Genomic DNA, 17,306 nt, shown 5'->3' with positions numbered 1-17,306 from the left:
AAATTAATCAGTAAACAAATATAATAATATAAATATTATTATATGCAATACCCTGTATGTGCGTAGTTTACACAGACAGTTCCTTTAACGCAGTAATCCTACCTAATGTTATAATTAATTATTTTAATTTTTATTCAAAAACTTCCACATCGCCGTCATGCAGGGCCCAAACCATATAAGGATGGGTATCGGCATGATAAATATGACCATCGGCTGATATTCCAACGATGCCGGCAAATCCGTTAAAAGGCTTTAATTCATCCAATGATTTATCAGTAGCTGCAGATATAGGCATGCCATCAGTAACCCGGGTAACAATTTTTGAAGCAACAGAGCCGCTTACAATATCCTCGCCAACACCGGTGCAGGAAATACCCGCATGGGCATTGGCGTAGTTACCGGCAGTAGTGGCCGAATCGCTTACGCGGCCCGGTATCTCAAAGCCTTTACCCCCTGTTGAGGTAGCTGCCGCCAGGTCGCCATAAATATCAAGCGCTACGCAGCCTACGGTACCCAGGCGAATAGAATCACGCAGTTTTTGTTCATACTCGTGGCGCCGCTGCGGGGTTTCGGGGTTATAATAGCCTATGCCATTTTCGGTGGCAAAATCACGGGCTCCCTTGCCACTCAACACCCTATCATCATAGGCCAATAGCTTTTCGGCTATACATATAGGGTTTTTTACATCCTCAATATTGATCACTCCCGAAAAGCGTTGCGTTTTACCATCCATCAAAGACGCGCTCAACCTAATCCTGCCATCGCTTTGAATTTGTGAACCGGTACCCGCGTTAAACAGATCGCAATCCTCCAATAACCTCACCGTGTACACTACCGTTTCCAGCGCGTTGTGCGTTTGCAGGTATTTATGACCGGCCTCTACTATTTCTTTCAAAGCCTGTTGTTTGGCCTGCTTTACTTCCTGGTTGGTTCGCGATTCGCTAAAGAAACCGCCGTGTATAATGATCTTCATATTAAACTGAGTTAATTGATCAAATTTGTATAAACTATAACTCTTTTGTGATGGGTTTATTTTGATTAGCAAACACCCCCTCTAAACGGCGAAGCCCTCATGTAATAATCTCCCCCGAAGGAGGAGACTTTTGATTGTCCTCTCATTTTTAAAGCCCTCCCCTCTGGGGAGGGTTGGGCGGGGTTTTATTGTAACAGGTCGCTATCCGGGGCCTGTATAAAAACGCCTTCCTCTACCTTCACCGTTTTTTTGATGATCAAGCGGTGCTGAGAAAGATCATATATATCAAATATAGACATTACGTGTACTTTGAGGTTATCGATAGATACCGGCGAGCCCATCTCCACATCATAAATATTGGTGGCCACAATATTACGGCCATCCACCAGGATAATTAGTCCCGAACCAATGGCCTCCATCATATTGCCTTCGGTGATCAGCAATCCTGTATCCTCCCCCAAACCAATACCCAAAATGCCGGGATTGGTTGCCACCGCGTACATTAACCTGCCAATACGACCACGCTGCACAAAGTGGGTATCTACAATTACCGAGTCGATAAAACCCAAACCAGCCGTGATCTGCACTTCGCCTTTGATCAGGGCTTCGTTGCTTTGCCCGCGGTATATCATATGTGTGGAAGCTGCCGCCGCGCCTGCCGAAGTACCTGCTATCACAAAGTTTTCGTTCTGATAACGTCGCTTCAGTATTTGTAAAAATTCGGTGCCGCCAAAAATGGCTGTAAGCCTCAGTTGGTCGCCTCCGCTAAACATCACCACATCGGCCTTGCGGATCCGGTCGAGATATTCCGGGTTACCGGCATCCTCCCGGCTTTTAATATGCAATACGTTTACATTGGTTACATTTAGTTGCCCAAAAGCCTTCACATACTCATTGCCAACAAGCTCCGGGATCTGCGAGGCTGTGGTTATTACTTCAATTAATGAACCTTCGTGCTTGTCAGATTCGGTAATAATTCGCTTTAAAATTCCCTGTTCAAAAAATTTAATATAATCGGGCTGCATGATGTGCTCCTGGATGGTCACGTTACTCCCCATGTCTACAGCTCCGCCTATAATGATTAGTTTTCCTTTCGGGACAGTCATAGTTCTTATATTTAGTTGAAGGGGCTGATTGGGCTATATCAGGCCGACCGAGTTAGCCTAAATTGGGCAATATCCCATAAATAACCATTTACTCCGTCAACTTTTTCACCTAATCAACCGGTTTTAAATACAAATTAAGATAAAAACCCGCACAAACGCAGGCTGTTGTGAACATTTAATGCCTTTTTACCTTTAAAAGTTTTATTTACACTATTAAGTTTTATAGTTTTAAAGAAATTAAGCCGGCTAAAATTTTTGTAACCAAGGTATGAAGATCGAGAATATACAAGTGTTACGCGGACCAAACATCTGGAGCATCCGTCGTAAAAAATTAATACAAATGCGGCTTGACCTGCAGCAGATGGAGCATAAGCCCACCAATGAAATTGAGGGCTTTTATGACCGTTTGGAAACGCTGTTGCCCAGCCTGTACAGCCATCGTTGCTCGCCAGGCGTACCGGGCGGATTTTTTCAGCGAGTTATCGCGGGTACCTGGATGGGGCATGTTATAGAGCACATCGCATTAGAAATTCAAACCCTGGCGGGCATGGATACCGGCTTTGGCCGCACCCGCGAAACCAAAACCAAAGGTGTATATAATGTAGTGTTTGCCTACCTGGAAGAAAAGGTGGGTGTTTTTGCAGCAGAATCGGCAGTACGCATAGCCGAAGCTTTAATAGCGGGTGAAGATTATACCGTGCAATTAGAGGCGGATATACAACAAATGCGCGAGATACGGGAAAATACCCGCCTGGGCCCGAGTACAGGCTCCATTGTGGAAGAAGCCATTGCCCGCGATATCCCCTGGATCAGGTTGAATAATCAATCGTTGGTGCAGTTGGGTTATGGCAAAAACCAGGTACGTTTCCGGGCTACCATGACCGAAAAAACCAGCAGCATAGCCGTCGATATTGCCAGCAATAAAGACGAAACCAAGCGCATGCTGCAGGAACAGGCCATCCCGGTTGCCAAAGGCATCACCATATCTTCTTTGGAAGGTGTGACCGAAGCTATCCGCAAAATAGGTTTCCCTTTAGTATTTAAACCGCTTAACGGCAACCACGGGCGCGGCATATCCATCAATATTAAAACCGAAGAAGAGGCCATTGCCGCATACCAGCATGCCGCCAAAATATCATACAAAGTAATTGTAGAGCGTTTTGTTACGGGCTATGATTTCCGCGTATTGGTGATCGATAATAAAATGGTGGCGGCCGCCCTGCGGGATCCGGCACATATTATAGGCGACGGAACCCTTACGATACAGGAACTCATCGACAAAGAAAACGCCGACCCACGCCGCGGCTACGGGCACGAGAAGGTTTTAACGCTCATTGACATTGACCGCGATACGCTCGACCTGCTGGAAAAGAAAGGCTATACGCTGGAAACCGTACCAGCCAAAGGTGAAAAGATCTTTGTAAAATCAACCGCCAACCTGAGCACCGGCGGTACTTCTGTTGATGTGACCGACCATGTGCATCCACAGAATATTTTTATCTGCGAGCGCATCTCCAAAATTATCGGTCTGGATATATGCGGTATCGATATTATGGCCGAAAACCTGACCGAGCCGCTGACCGAAAACGGCGGTGTGGTTTTGGAAGTAAATGCCGCGCCGGGTTTCCGCATGCACATAGCCCCGAGCGAGGGCCTTCCGCGCAACGTGGCTGGGCATGTATTGGATATGCTTTACCCTACCGGTAAATCTGCACGGATCCCTATTATTGCTATTACCGGCACCAACGGTAAAACCACTACCACACGTTTGATAGCCCACATTGTTAAGAATAACGGCCACCGGGTAGGCTTTACCACCTCCGACGGTATTTACGTACAGAACAACATGATGCTGAAGGGCGATACCACCGGCCCGGTAAGCAGCGAATTCATACTGCGCGACCCAACGGTTGATTTTGCCGTTCTGGAAACCGCCCGTGGCGGCATCCTGCGTTCGGGCCTGGGTTTTGGCTTTTGCGATATAGGTGTGGTGACCAACATACAGGAAGATCACCTGGGGCTGGCCGATATCCATTCTCTTGACGATCTGGCACGTGTAAAAAGCGTAGTGCTGAATTCGGTTAAAAAAGATGGTTGGGGTGTTTTGAATGCTGATAACGAGCATTGTGTACGTATTGGCAACAAAGCCGATTGTAACATTGCCTATTTCAGCTTAAATGAAAACAATCCTATCATTAAGTCGCATTGTCGCAAGGGGGGTATAGCGGCCATCTGCGAAAACGGTTTCATCACCATTCAAAAAGGCGACTGGAAGATCCGCGTGCAGCGTACCATCCTCATTCCACTTACTTTTGGAGGCACCGTGCCATTCATGATCGAGAACGTACTGGCCGCTACATTGGCTACGTTTTTATGGGGATTCAAGACCGAGGACATTAAAATGTCCTTAGAAACTTTTATTCCATCGGCAGCGCAAACACCGGGACGAATGAACATCTTTGAGTTCAGGGATTTCCGTTTCATGATCGATTTCGCGCACAACCCCGATGGCTATAACGGTATCAAGGCATTTTTAAGCCATATCGATTCGCCGCTTAAAATAGGTATCATAGCCGGCACCGGCGACAGGCGCGACGACGACATTCGCGAGCTGGGTAAAATATCGGCCGAAATGTTTGATTACATCATCCTGCGCCAGGAAAAACACCTGCGCGGCCGCACTGCCGAGAACATCATTGGTTTATTGAAAGAAGGTATCGAATCTGTTGATGCGAACAAACCTGTGGAAATAGTACCCAAAGAGGTTGACGCCATAAAGCATGCTATGAGCCTGGCCAAACCTGGCACCTTTATCACCGCCCTGAGCGATGTGGTGGATAACGCTATTGAAACCGTACAAAACTACCAGGAACAGGAACGGAACGGCTTGTTTAATGTATAACCCCCCAGCCCCCTGAAGTGGGAGCTTTTGAAAATCTTATTTACGCGTGGCTTCTGGAGCCGCGCGTTTTTTGTTTATTCTCACGTCATTGCGAGGTACGAAGCAATGACGCGTTTATTATGGTTGGAATTAACCCTACGTATCCACTCCCCCTTTAGGGGGCCGGGGGGCTGGCGCGCTCAAATAATAATGCCACAACAACATACTCGCTACCGTACGATATGGTGCCCATTTTTCGGCTACGGCGATTAATTCCTCCCGGGTGGTTTCTTTGGGTAAGGACTTTACTCTTTTTAATGCATTTACCGCAGCAAGGTCACCTATTGGGAAAATATCGGCGTGCTGCAGTACAAACATCAGGTATACATCGGCAGTCCAGTTACCGATGCCTTTGAGGGCGGTTAGTTTGGCGCGGATAACATCGTCGGGCAATTGTTCTAATTCAGTTAAATTGATCTGCCCGCTGATGATGGCCTCGGCGAGGTATTTGGTATAGGTAGTTTTCTGTCGGCTAAAATAGCAGGCTTTAAATTCTTCATCCGTTAAAAGCAATACCCTTGCCGGGGTGATCTCCTGTATATACTCCTTCAATTTATTTAATGCCGATAAAGCAGAGGCCAGCGAAACCTGTTGCTCCAGAATAATATGCACCAAAGTTTCAAAAGTATTGGGTCTTGACCATAAGGGCGGGTAACCATGCGTGTTAATGATATGAGCCAGGTCGGCGTCTGATTGGGCTAGCTCATCGCAAATGGAATGGTAGTTGGAGTGGTTAAACTGTTTTAACATTAGGATGTTGATCAATTGGTGCTTTTCACAAAATAAATAATTATTTTAGCATTAAATTCAATGGTATGGACATTCAAGCAGAAAAGCTAAATCTTTTACAAACTATCCTGAACTCCAATGATGAGGGTTTAATTATGGATGTGAAAGCCTTTTTGTCTGGCAGAAAAGCCGACTGGTTTGATGAGCTGGGAACTGAACAGCAAAAAGACATATTGGAGGGTATATCAGAGGCCGATCGTGGCGAAACTGTTCCTCATGCCGAAGTGGTAAAACTATTCGGAAAATGGGGATTGAAATAGTATGGACCAAAAAAGCGGTTGAAACGTTTGGCAAAAGAATAGCTTATCTACAAGAACACTGGACAGAAAAAGAGCTATTTAACTTTACAGCCCGTGTAAATGAGTATCTCGAAACATTACAAACTCAACCATTAATGTTTCGTAAATCCGCCAGGATAAAACATACACACATCGGTGTAATCATAAAACAAGTTTCATTGGTTTATAGAATCAAACCTAAAAGTCAACGCATTGAACTGATTGCCTTTATTGATAAAAGGCAAAATCCCAAGAAGAATAAGACCTAACCATTAGTTGGAATGCTTAAACTGTTTGAGCATGGGTTTGTTGATTATGATATTAATTTACAGCCATTGCGAGGAGGAACGACGAAGCCATCTCCTCGCATGCCTATACTTGGGATGAGATTGCTGCGCTCGCAATGACGAATTAGATATAACGCCGATTAAATTACTAATTTTTTTAGGATTTAGCATTTAGTTTTCTGAATTTTACCTTTATGAACAATCTGCCTCCTTTAGCCGAACGTATGCGCCCGGGATCGCTCGACGATTATGTGGGGCAAAAACACCTTGTAGGGCCGGGCGCGGTTTTACGTAAAGCCATCGAATCGGGCTCGCTGCCTTCCATGCTATTCTGGGGGCCGCCGGGGGTTGGTAAAACTACCCTGGCTTATATCATTTCGCAGTCGTTATACCGGCCGTTCTTTTCCCTGAGTGCTATTAACTCCGGCGTCAAAGATGTTCGGGAGGTAATTGAAAAAGCATCACAGCTTAAAGAACTGGGCGAAACGTTACCTATATTGTTTATTGACGAGATCCACCGCTTTTCCAAATCGCAGCAGGATTCGTTATTGGGCGCTGTGGAGCGTGGTATTGTAACGCTCATTGGCGCCACTACCGAAAATCCGTCGTTTGAGGTGATCTCGGCTTTGCTTTCGCGTTGCCAGGTATATATCCTGCAGTCATTGGTCGAGGAAGACCTGCTCAACCTGCTGGACAAGGCCATGAAGGAGGATGTGGTACTGAAGGATAAAAAGATCATTATCAAAGATCATGAAGCCCTGCTCCGTCTTTCCGGAGGCGACGCCCGTAAGCTGCTCAATATATTCGAGCTGCTGGTAAACGCCTTTAATACACCCGAAATAGTTTTAACTGATGAGGTTGTACTGGAACATGTACAGCAAAACATGGCCCTGTACGATAAAACCGGCGAACAGCATTATGATATTATTTCGGCCTTTATTAAATCCATGCGTGGTTCAGATCCAAATGGAGCCGTATACTGGCTGGCCCGCATGATCGTAGGCGGCGAAGACCCGCTGTTTATTGCCCGGCGAATGCTCATCCTGGCATCCGAAGATATCGGCAATGCTAACCCCAACGCGCTGTTACTTGCCCAAAGCTGTTTTGAGGCGGTTAATAAGATCGGCATGCCCGAGTCGCAACTGATCTTATCACAAACGGCTATTTACCTGGCTACATCAGCCAAAAGTAATTCGGCTACAACGGCCATTGGAGCAGCCATAGCCCTGGTGCGTCAAACCGGCGATCTGCCCGTGCCCTTGCACCTGCGTAACGCGCCAACCAAATTCATGAAAAATATAGGCTACGGTAAAGACTATAAATACGCCCACAGCTACGAAGGTAATTTTACTGATCTTGATTTTTTACCCGATGCCATCCGCGGTACACAGATTTACCAGCCAGGCAATAACGCCAAAGAGAACGAATCAAAAGAAAAGTTAAGAAAACTCTGGGGCGACAGGTATAAATATTGAGAAGCAAGATATTAGAGTCAAGAATCAAGAGTGTGAAAAGGGGGAATTTCCATCAGGTTTTTGACTCTTACACCCCTTGCGCTCGTTGCAACGAGCGCAAGGGGTAAATCTTAGCAAAAGAAGTTATCTGCTTTAACAAAACTCATCAAATGCTGCTATTAAATCATTAGCAACCGAATTTGCATCCCGGGATTCGATCCTGTGTTTGGGTATGAAATAAACCAACTCATTATCTTTAAACAGCGCAAATGAGGGAGAAGATGGGGGAATATCTGATACATAAGTGCGGAACCGTGCGGTTGCATCCAGGTCCTGCCCGGCAAACACGCTGGCTACTCTGTCGGGCTTTTTATCATGTTCCAGCGCCAATTTAATTCCAGGGCGTGCAGTACCGGCGGCACAACCGCAAACGCTATTGATAAAAATCAGCGTAGTGCCAGTCTGTTTCATGATTTCATCAACGTCATTCGGCGTGAGTAATTCTTGAACGCCCACTTCTGATATTTCATCTCTGAAGGGTTTTATTAATAAAGGAGAGTAAGGCATAAACTATTATTTTAAAGTGAGTAAATATGGTTAAGGTTTCAGGGTATTATTATAATTGAATATCATTATAAATATAAATGAAAAAATACTATATAACAAAGCGTATAAGTCTGAGACTTTTCCACATATTTTAATAAATATATTAGTTTCTATATATTTAAAACTAAATCAACCAACAGGCGACTTTCCTCGAATCCTCATTCCTGACGCTTGCCTCCTCTCACCCTTCCCTACTCGTCTTTGGTAAAGAAAAACCTGGTCATGTCTTCATTGTCATCAACATTAAAAGTTTGAGCCGGGGAAACGCTAACCAATTTCCAGCCACCAATATAATAAGGTTCCAGTAACTGCATTATCTGATTCTCGTGAGCCGCCTCCTGCTCACTCGCTTTAACTTTGAGGTTAAATTCTACATATTTTTGAACCTGAACTGTATCATCGCGGGTAATAAATACATTTGGAGGAGTACGGCCGAATATTGGCTTACCGGATTTCTCCAGAATAGAGATGATCATATGTTTGGTTTTGCCATTTTGCTGGGCAAAGGCCTGATAAACCGAGCCAATAATCAACACCAGGACCAGAATTGCTTTTTTCATAAGTAAATTTGAGTTGTTGTTTAGTTGATAGACTAACTCTTTGGCTTTGGTTTAACGCACTTATAACTAATATTTTAAAAATATTTACCTGCCTTCGCAAATTTCCCGGGGTTGTTTTATTCTTATCTCTTGGCTCTTGATTCTTATCTCTTGCCTCTCCTATCTTGTTTCTTATTTTGTATATTGAGCCCATACTTAACCTAATACTTTAAACAGCCCATGGTATCTACTTTCATCAGGCATGAATTAAAAGCTTTCTGGCGATCAAAAAACACAGGAAAAAGTGTTGCCATACGTGTGGTGATGTTTTTTTTGATCCTTTACCTGTTTGGTTGTATATTATTGGTAGGTATAAGTATGGATAAAATGCTGGAGCTCGCCTTCCCGAATGATGACCTTATTAAATCATTCTGCGGTATTCTATTGATCTACTTCCTGGTTGATCTGTTGATGCGCCTGCAATTGCAGGAATTGCCAACCTTAAGGGTGCAGCCATATCAGCACTTGCCTATCAAAAGGAATACCCTGGTGAGGTATCTGGCGCTCACTGCTGTTTTTTCGGTGTTTAACCTGTGGCCTTTTATATTATTTCTGCCCTTTATATTCAAAATCATTGCTCACGATTCCGGGTTTATTACAGCGCTTGCATTTATTATAGCTATTGGGGGTCTCACGGTTTTTAATAATTACCTGGCACTATACATCAAAAGAAAATCAAACTTAAATGGCTGGGTATTCCTGGCTTCTGCCACCGTACTGATATTGATCACCACCTGCGATTTTAGGTGGCACTTATATTCCCTGCATGATATATCCTATGCTTTTTTCGGTCGCTTAATTATTATCCCGGCCCTGGCTATTGTACCACTGATGTTAGGCATCGTGATGTATTATTTTAACTTCCAGTACCTGAAGCAAAACATGTACCTGGAAGAGCTTACCGCTCATAAGGTAAAGAAATATAAAAGCAGTACCGATATTCCGGTGCTGGCTCGCTTTGGCGCCGTTGGCGATCTGGCTGCTAATGAAATAAAGCTGATATTGCGTAACAAGCGCCCCCGTTCGGCCCTGGTTATGGGATTGTTCTTTATGTTTTACGGACTTATATTTTACACCAACAGTCAGTACGGTCAAACCTGGTATATTTTTGTGGGAATGTTCATGACCGGCATATTCATTATCAGCTATGGGCAGTTTATGTTTAGCTGGCAGGGCTCGCATTTTGATGGATTGCTGGTGAGCAACATTAGTTTTTCCGATTTTTTAAAGGCCAAATACCTGCTTTTTACCGCGGTATCAACCGTAGCCTTTTTATTAACCACCCCCTATGCTTATTTTGGGTGGAAGATAGTGGTAATGCATTTTATCATGTATTTATGGAACATCGGCATCAATACCACCATGGTACTGTTTTTTGCCAACCGCAATTTTAAGCGCATCGACCTGTCAAAAGGGGCATCATTTAACTGGGAGGGTGTTGGCGCAACGCAATTGCTGCTATCGTTCCCGCTTATTTTGGCACCTTATCTTATTTACCTGCCGTTTTTAGTTTTTAAACATCAGGATATGGGATTGATAGCTCTTGGCGTTATTGCTACCCTATTTATACTAACCCGTAATTATTGGATAAAACAGCTGGAGGCCGACTATTACTCCAAAAGATACCAGATAGCCGAAGGCTTCAGAAACAAATAATATGATTGAGATCAAAAACCTAAAAAAAGTATATAACGACGTTACTGTTGTTGACATCCCACAACTGAGCATAGCTAAAGGCGAAAGTGTTGGCCTGGTTGGTAACAATGGCGCAGGCAAAACCACGCTGTTCCGGATGATATTGGATCTGATACGCCCGGAAAGCGGTGAAATATTATCAAACGGCGAAATAGTTGCCGGGCACGAAAACTGGAAAACTTACACCGCATCGTACCTGGACGAAGGCTTCTTGATAGAATACCTTACTCCCGAAGAGTACCTGTATTTTATCGGCGGCCTGCATCAGCAAAATCACGCCCAGGTTGATGAAGCATTGGCTGCTTTGGGTGATTTTTTTAATGGCGAAATATTAAACCGGGGTAAATACATCCGCGACCTGTCAAAAGGTAATCAATGCAAGGTTGGTGTGGCATCATGCCTGTTGCAAAACCCACAACTGCTGATGCTGGATGAGCCTTTTGCCAATATCGACCCCAGTACGCAGTTCCGGCTAAAAAACATGCTGAAGGAGGCGAATAAGAGCAAAGGCATTACCACTATCGTATCCAGTCATGACCTTAACCATATCACTGATGTGTGCGACCGTATCCTACTGATGGAAAAAGGTGTGATCATTAAAGATATCGCCACCAGTTCATCAACCCTAAACGAGCTGGAAAGCTATTTTGGAGTGGGACAAACTGTGGGATCTTCACCGGTTGTAGGTATTGATCAGGAAGAGAATCACTAAGTAGGAGCTAAAAGCCGAAAGCATAAGGCTTAAAGCTGGAAAAACGCTGCAAAAAAAGGCCTGTCAGTCTGAGCTTGTCGAAGACTCGTGGGCAAAGGCCTCTACGCGCCCCCTTCGACAGGCTCAGGGTGACAAGCTCCCATATGTCTATAAATAATAAGGCACTTTACTTAGAAGCCTCTACCTTCTCCGCAAGCAAATCACTCGTCAGTTTTTCAAACTCACTGATAAATTCGGTATAGTATTCACCGGTGCCGGGACCGCTGAACCCGGTATGTATCTTACGTACATCACCGCTTTTATCAATAATGATAGTGGTAGGGAAACCTACTACTTTGGCCAGCATGGGCAGGCTTTTAGCTGTTTCAGCCTTGTTGCTGGTGTAACCGGTTATCAACAAAGGATAAGGTACATTAAACCTGTTTTTTACCTGCTGGAGCGCCTTTTTTGATTTTTCAAAATCGTTAGTACGCTCATAGGCCAGGCCTATAACCTCCACACCTTTGGGCTGAAACTTTTTGTAATAGTTTACCATGTAGGCCGTCTCATCCATACAGTTGGGGCACCAGGAGCCTAATATCTGCACAATAACAACTTTGTTTTTATAACGGGCATCCTGAAGCGAAACTTCTTTGCCGTTCATATCCTTAAAGCTAAAATCTATTTTTTTATAGCCTGGGTTCAACGCGGTAAGCGAATACGCGTCGGGTAGTTTTGCATTCGCATTTTTAACAGCTGTCCACGCTTGTACAAACGATGTACCTATAAATTTACCATCGGTTATGGTTTGGGCGTCATTAACAGTGGCTGTAAAGGTGTAAGCATGCCCGCCGTCAAAGCACGACAGGTATAATTTATTACCCGATACCGATCCTTCCAGGAAACGGTAATCACCGGTTGTGGTTAAAAATGTACCGGTAAGTTTGTTGCCGGTCTGTTTAAATTCACCTACGGTGGTATCGGCGTGTGCACCTTCACCAATCACGGCCGACCAACGTCCGCTAACATCAAAGGCAGGTTTTTCTGGTGTCGCGGTAAATCTCCATGAAGTATTTGGTTCGGCCGAAAACCCGATCAAAGCGTCGCGCTCGCCTAAATGCCTTATCCAATTCCCTTTTAAATTACCGGCTTCCAGCTTCAGCTTAAATTCCGAATCAAACAAAGGCATGCGGATAAACACCGAATCGCCTTTGGTTACCACATCGGTTACTTTCAATCGCTCGGTACTGTTTATCACAAAAAGCTCTTGTTTGCCACCATTGTCTTTCACCTCAAAATTGAAGGGAATATCCGTGCCCGATGTTGTTTTAAGGGCGCCACGCCATACCCCTGTTTTGAGTTTGGGTTGAGCAAATGATACCTGTAAAAGGAAAACGAGTACCAGGGATGCTATGATCGATCTATAGTTCATTTTTAAAATAGTCTACTAAGTTGATATACTTTGTCAAAAGTATAAAAACTGCCAGCTATTTCAAAACTATTTACCTATGGGGATATAGCGTATGAAAAGATATGACAAATAAGTAACGCTCAAAAAAAGAATGTCACCCTGAGCTCCGTCGAAGGGTAGAGCGCGGAGGCCTACCCACCATGCTTAGACGGCGTTACTAATGACGCGTGGCCCTCGTGTCATTGCGAGGAGGAACGACGAAGCAATCGCGAACAATGCAAGACGGCCTTGTATTCTACGAGATTGCCGCGCTGCGCTCACTACTTCAAAACTTCGCGTGAAATTACAATACGTTGTATTTCGGACGTCCCTTCATATATCTGAGTGATCTTGGCATCTCGCATTAATCGCTCTACATGATATTCTTTTACAAAGCCATAACCACCGTGTATCTGCACGGCTTCGGTAGTAGTGCGCATAGCCACTTCTGATGCAAAAAGCTTGGCCATGGAACCAGCCTGCGTATATGATTTGCCGTGGTCTTTTAACCAGGCTGCTTTAAGACATAGTAAACGGGCAGCCTCAATTTCAGTAGCCATATCGGCCAGTTTAAATTGAATGGCCTGTAAGTCGGCAATGGTTTTGCCAAAAGCTTTACGCTCTTTGGCGTATTGAACAGCCAGTTCATGAGCGCCCGAGGCTATCCCTAATGCTTGTGCTGCAATACCAATACGGCCGCCTTCTAAAGTGCTCATGGCAAATTTAAAGCCGAAGCCTTCATCACCAATGCGGTTCTCTTTAGGCACTTTCACATCGGTAAACATCAGGGAGTGGGTATCAGATCCGCGTATGCCCATTTTATTTTCTTTTGGGCCTATTGTAAAACCTGCCATGCCCTTTTCAACAATGAGCGCGTTGATACCATGATGCTTTTTGGAAGCATCTGTTTGGGCCATTACAATATAGGTCGACGCGGAGTTCCCATTGGTGATCCAGTTTTTGGTACCGTTAAGTAAATAATGATCGCCCATATCAATGGCGGTGGTGCGTTGTGAGGTGGCATCTGAGCCAGCTTCCGGTTCCGAAAGGCAGAATGCCCCTATCACTTCGCCTTTGGCCAGTGGTACCAGGTATTTTTGTTTCTGAGCTTCTGAACCATATTTTTCCAGGCCGTAGCAAACCAGCGAATTATTGACAGAAACTACTACCGATGCGGAGGCATCAATCTTGGAGAGTTCTTCCATCACCAACACATAGGATATAGCATCCATACCACTCCCCCCATATTGCGGCGAAACCATCATTCCTAAAAAACCCAGCTCTCCCAGTTTTTTCACCTGATCGGCCGGAAACTTCTGGTGTTCGTCGCGTTCTATCACTCCCGGCTTCAATTCTGTTTGTGCAAAATCGCGTGCCGCCTGGCGTATCATGAGTTGTTCTTCTGTAAATTCGAAATGCATAATATTTAAAAAAATAAATATAGTGATTACTATGCATGCATAGCAAATTTATTGCATAAAAAAAGAGAGCTTTTTTCAAAGCTCCCTTTCCCCTAATTAATTTAAACTATTGATTAAACCCAAAACAAAGAACAAAAAATCTCAACTTGGGCGTCTGAGAATTCAAAAAAAGTTTTTCATTGGTAGATGATTTTTAATTTTTTTCACAGATCAAATGCAGGGCGAGTTGTAGTAAACAATTTTGTTGCCACAATTTTTAATTTTTGCTAACTTAAACGTCAGTAAATATCCGTTCAGACATATATTATTATCAATATTTTTACGCAATTTTAAATACTTATAATTATTTATTTTTTCATAAAGGTAATTTCCCGATTTATAAACCAAGCCGACACCACACATGCTACTTACTGATTTTGAATACCTTACCAACTCCGATGAAGCTTTTAAGAAAAAAGTAGCCCTGCAAATCAAAAATCTGAGAAGGCAGAATCAGGTAACCCAAGAAAAATTCTTTACCGAAACAAGCATCAATATAGCCCGTTTAGAATCAGGTAAAATCGATATCAGGCTGGATACATTAAGGAAGGTTTGTTACTATTTTGATGTTTCTTTAGCCGGTTTTTTTCAAGGCATTTATTAAACAGGTATTTTTTTTATTAAATTGCTATTTCAAATTCTATTATTCCATACATCCGTTGTATTTTTTAACATACACAATAAAAAAATTTATGATCAAAAGAACATCCCCCGCGACAGCTATCGCTTTTGCTTTTGGCTTGCTGGCGCTTTCAGCCTGTAACGATAAAACCAAGACCTATGCCGATAATGATCCCGTGTTTAAAAATATGGATACATCGGTAAAACCCGGCGACGATTTTTTTAAGTATGCGAATGGTACCTGGCTCAAAAAAAATCCGATCCCTCCGGCCTATGCAGCCTGGGGAATAGGCAATGTGGTAGAAGAGGAATTACGTAACCGCATGAAAAAAATAAATGAGGATGCGCTTAAAGCCGGTGCCCCCAAAGGCAGTAATACCCAAAAAATAGGTGATTTTTATTTCAGCGGTATGGATACTGTTGATATCGAGAAGCAAGGCTTATCGCCACTTAAAGATGAGCTGATTAAAATTGACCAGGTAAAAGACATTAAAGCGCTAATAGAAGAGTTTGCACACCTGGGTACCATCGGTGTTACTACCCCCCTGGGTACCTATGCCGGGCAGGATGCTAAAAACAGCGCCAAGATCGTCCTGCAGCTTGGTCAGGATGGTATAGGTTTGCCCGACCGTGATTATTATTTTAATACAGATGCGCATAGCGTTGCCGTTCGGAACGATTATCAGCAAAAACACTTACCTACAATATTTAAGCTGATCGGCTTACAGCCCGATGCTGCTACCTTGGCCACCACACAGACATACGCCCTCGAAAAATCGCTGGCAGACAGCAGCCGCAAACTCGAAGATCTGCGCGATCCCTATCATAACTATAATAAAATGCCGCTGGCGGGCTTAAGCAAGCTGGTACCAGAGGTAGACTGGAAACCGACATTTGAAAAAATGGATTACAAGAAGGTGGATACCGTTATTGTTGGTCAGCCCGAATATTACCGGGCGTTCAGCAAAGCACTCCATACCTATAGTATAGACGACTGGAAAAATTACCTGCGCAAAAACCTGGTATCTGAGTTTGGCTCTTACCTGAGCAAGCCTTTTGACCAGGAACTCTTCCGTTTTTACGGCACCATTCTTAACGGTAAAAAAGAGCAACTGCCACGCTGGAAACGTGTACTGGATACCGAAAACGGGGTCATGGGCGAAGTTTTGGGACAGATATTTGTAAAGGAGTACTTCCCCGAAAAAACCAAAGAGCGTTATGTGAACCTGGTGGAGGTAATGCGAGCCTCATTCAAAGAACATATTGAAAAACTGGACTGGATGAGTCCTGCCACCAAAGAAAAAGCTTATTATAAACTGAGCAAAGTAATGCCTAAGGTAGGCTACCCGGATAAATGGAAGGATTTTTCGACCCTGGAGATTAATCGAGGCCCCTATGCTTTGAATGTAATGCGAGGCAATAATTTCTGGCATAAATACAGCGCTGCCAAACTGGGCAAACCCGTTGACCGTACCGAATGGGGCATCACCCCGCAAACCTATAATGCCTATTACAATCCATCAAATAATGAAATTGTATTACCTGCAGGCATATTTACTATTCCCGGCGCAAAAGATGAGGATATTGATGACGCGGTGATATATGGCTACGCGGCGGCCTCTACCATCGGTCACGAAATGACCCACGGTTTTGACGATGAAGGTCGCCAGTTTGATGCCGAAGGTAATTTGAAAGCATGGTGGCTGCCACAGGATTCCGTAAAGTTTACCAAACGGGCGCAAATGCTCGTGAATCAATTCAATGGCTATAGCATTTACGGCCTGCATGTAAATGGTAAAGCCACACAAGGTGAAAATATTGCCGACCTGGGCGGCATTGTGATAGGACTCGACGCCTTTAAGAAAACCAATCAATATAAAGAAGGAAAAACCATTAATGGATTAACCCCGGTACAACGCTATTTTCTGGGCTATGCACTGGGTTGGCTCGGGCAGGACCGCCAGGAGTCATTATCCAGCCAGATCTTGACCAATCCTCACGCCCCTGGCTTTATGCGCGTAAACGGGCCGTTTACCGATGTGCCTGAGTTTTATGAAGCATTTCATATTAAAAAAGGCGATAAAATGTGGCTGGATCCAGATAAAAGGGTGAAGATCTGGTAGCATGCCGCAAGCCTGAAAACATCAAAAATAGCGTCATTGCGAGCGTAGCGTGGCAATCCCTAACTATACAGAGCGGCTCTACAAATCGGGGATTGCCACGCTACGCTCCTTTAGATTAGCATAATTATTATATTGGATTATTTGATTGAGCAAGAAGCAGGGTAAACTAAGCTTCGCTCCGAGTTAGTGACTCACATTGCGATTAAGACCCTGCTTCCTTTTCATCAACCTTA

General features: G+C 44.1%; 15 protein-coding genes. 8 read left to right on the top strand and 7 right to left on the bottom strand.

Annotated features, from left to right (window positions below):
- Window positions 1–130: 130 nt before the first annotated feature.
- Window positions 131–973: an isoaspartyl peptidase/L-asparaginase gene (locus BLR84_RS23335; protein ID WP_090472678.1), complete on the bottom strand. Its 843-nt coding sequence runs from the start codon at window positions 971–973 to the stop codon at window positions 131–133.
- A gap of 185 nt (window positions 974–1,158) precedes the next feature.
- On the bottom strand, window positions 1,159–2,079 hold the full coding sequence (locus BLR84_RS23330; protein WP_090472677.1) for a cyanophycinase: 921 nt from the start codon (window positions 2,077–2,079) through the stop codon (window positions 1,159–1,161).
- A 268-nt stretch (window positions 2,080–2,347) separates the two neighbouring features.
- Here BLR84_RS23330 and cphA point away from each other — a divergent pair, with 268 nt between their 5' ends.
- Window positions 2,348–4,981 carry a cyanophycin synthetase gene (gene cphA / locus BLR84_RS23325; RefSeq protein WP_090472676.1) on the top strand — a complete coding sequence of 878 codons (2,634 nt, stop codon included), beginning with the start codon at window positions 2,348–2,350 and terminating at the stop codon, window positions 4,979–4,981.
- A 135-nt stretch (window positions 4,982–5,116) separates the two neighbouring features.
- On the opposite strand, the gene BLR84_RS23320 is transcribed toward cphA, so the two are convergent.
- Window positions 5,117–5,770, bottom strand: a complete 654-nt coding sequence (locus BLR84_RS23320) for a DNA-3-methyladenine glycosylase family protein (protein ID WP_090472675.1) — start codon at window positions 5,768–5,770, stop codon at window positions 5,117–5,119.
- Window positions 5,771–5,835: 65 nt separating this feature from the next.
- Here BLR84_RS23320 and BLR84_RS23315 point away from each other — a divergent pair, with 65 nt between their 5' ends.
- From BLR84_RS23315 to BLR84_RS23305, 3 genes are all read left to right on the top strand, one after another.
- A complete protein-coding gene (locus tag BLR84_RS23315; RefSeq protein ID WP_090472674.1) occupies window positions 5,836–6,069 on the top strand; it encodes a hypothetical protein in 234 nt (77 codons plus the stop codon).
- Complete coding sequence (locus BLR84_RS23310; protein WP_090472673.1) at window positions 6,054–6,356, top strand: type II toxin-antitoxin system RelE/ParE family toxin; 303 nt, start codon at window positions 6,054–6,056, stop codon at window positions 6,354–6,356. The genes BLR84_RS23315 and BLR84_RS23310 overlap by 16 nt, the downstream gene beginning before the upstream one ends.
- Window positions 6,357–6,568: 212 nt before the next feature.
- A complete protein-coding gene (locus BLR84_RS23305; protein ID WP_090472672.1) occupies window positions 6,569–7,849 on the top strand; it encodes a replication-associated recombination protein A in 1,281 nt (426 codons plus the stop codon).
- A gap of 132 nt (window positions 7,850–7,981) precedes the next feature.
- On the opposite strand, the gene BLR84_RS23300 is transcribed toward BLR84_RS23305, so the two are convergent.
- Both BLR84_RS23300 and BLR84_RS23295 read right to left on the bottom strand, forming a co-directional pair.
- Window positions 7,982–8,395, bottom strand: coding sequence for a BrxA/BrxB family bacilliredoxin (locus BLR84_RS23300; protein WP_090472671.1), 414 nt, complete (start codon window positions 8,393–8,395; stop codon window positions 7,982–7,984).
- 230 nt (window positions 8,396–8,625) lie between these two features.
- The gene (locus tag BLR84_RS23295; RefSeq protein ID WP_090472670.1) at window positions 8,626–8,994 is read right to left on the bottom strand and encodes a hypothetical protein; all 369 of its coding nucleotides are present in this window, start codon (window positions 8,992–8,994) and stop codon (window positions 8,626–8,628) included.
- Window positions 8,995–9,213: 219 nt separating this feature from the next.
- On the opposite strand from BLR84_RS23295, the gene BLR84_RS23290 reads away from it, so the two are divergent.
- Together BLR84_RS23290 and BLR84_RS23285 are read left to right on the top strand one after the other, a co-directional pair.
- Window positions 9,214–10,689: a DUF5687 family protein gene (locus BLR84_RS23290; protein ID WP_090472669.1), complete on the top strand. Its 1,476-nt coding sequence runs from the start codon at window positions 9,214–9,216 to the stop codon at window positions 10,687–10,689.
- A 1-nt stretch (window position 10,690) separates the two neighbouring features.
- Window positions 10,691–11,440, top strand: coding sequence for an ABC transporter ATP-binding protein (locus BLR84_RS23285; protein WP_090472668.1), 750 nt, complete (start codon window positions 10,691–10,693; stop codon window positions 11,438–11,440).
- A gap of 166 nt (window positions 11,441–11,606) precedes the next feature.
- Here the strand turns inward: BLR84_RS23285 and BLR84_RS23280 are convergent, their stop codons facing one another.
- Window positions 11,607–12,851 carry a peroxiredoxin family protein gene (locus BLR84_RS23280; RefSeq protein WP_090472667.1) on the bottom strand — a complete coding sequence of 415 codons (1,245 nt, stop codon included), beginning with the start codon at window positions 12,849–12,851 and terminating at the stop codon, window positions 11,607–11,609.
- 299 nt (window positions 12,852–13,150) lie between these two features.
- Window positions 13,151–14,290, bottom strand: a complete 1,140-nt coding sequence (locus BLR84_RS23275) for an acyl-CoA dehydrogenase (protein ID WP_090472666.1) — start codon at window positions 14,288–14,290, stop codon at window positions 13,151–13,153.
- A gap of 400 nt (window positions 14,291–14,690) precedes the next feature.
- Between BLR84_RS23275 and BLR84_RS23265 the strand changes: the two genes are divergently transcribed.
- Window positions 14,691–14,933, top strand: a complete 243-nt coding sequence (locus BLR84_RS23265) for a helix-turn-helix domain-containing protein (protein WP_090472664.1) — start codon at window positions 14,691–14,693, stop codon at window positions 14,931–14,933.
- Between the two features lie 88 nt (window positions 14,934–15,021).
- On the top strand, window positions 15,022–17,073 hold the full coding sequence (locus BLR84_RS23260; RefSeq protein WP_090472663.1) for a M13 family metallopeptidase: 2,052 nt from the start codon (window positions 15,022–15,024) through the stop codon (window positions 17,071–17,073).
- The last annotated feature ends 233 nt before the right edge of the window (window positions 17,074–17,306 follow it).

It is taken from the genome of Mucilaginibacter sp. OK268 (genome assembly GCF_900103125.1).
Classification (GTDB): domain Bacteria; phylum Bacteroidota; class Bacteroidia; order Sphingobacteriales; family Sphingobacteriaceae; genus Mucilaginibacter.
The sequence above is the reverse complement of the archived record's forward strand: the minus strand, read 5'-3'. Positions and strand labels throughout refer to the sequence as shown.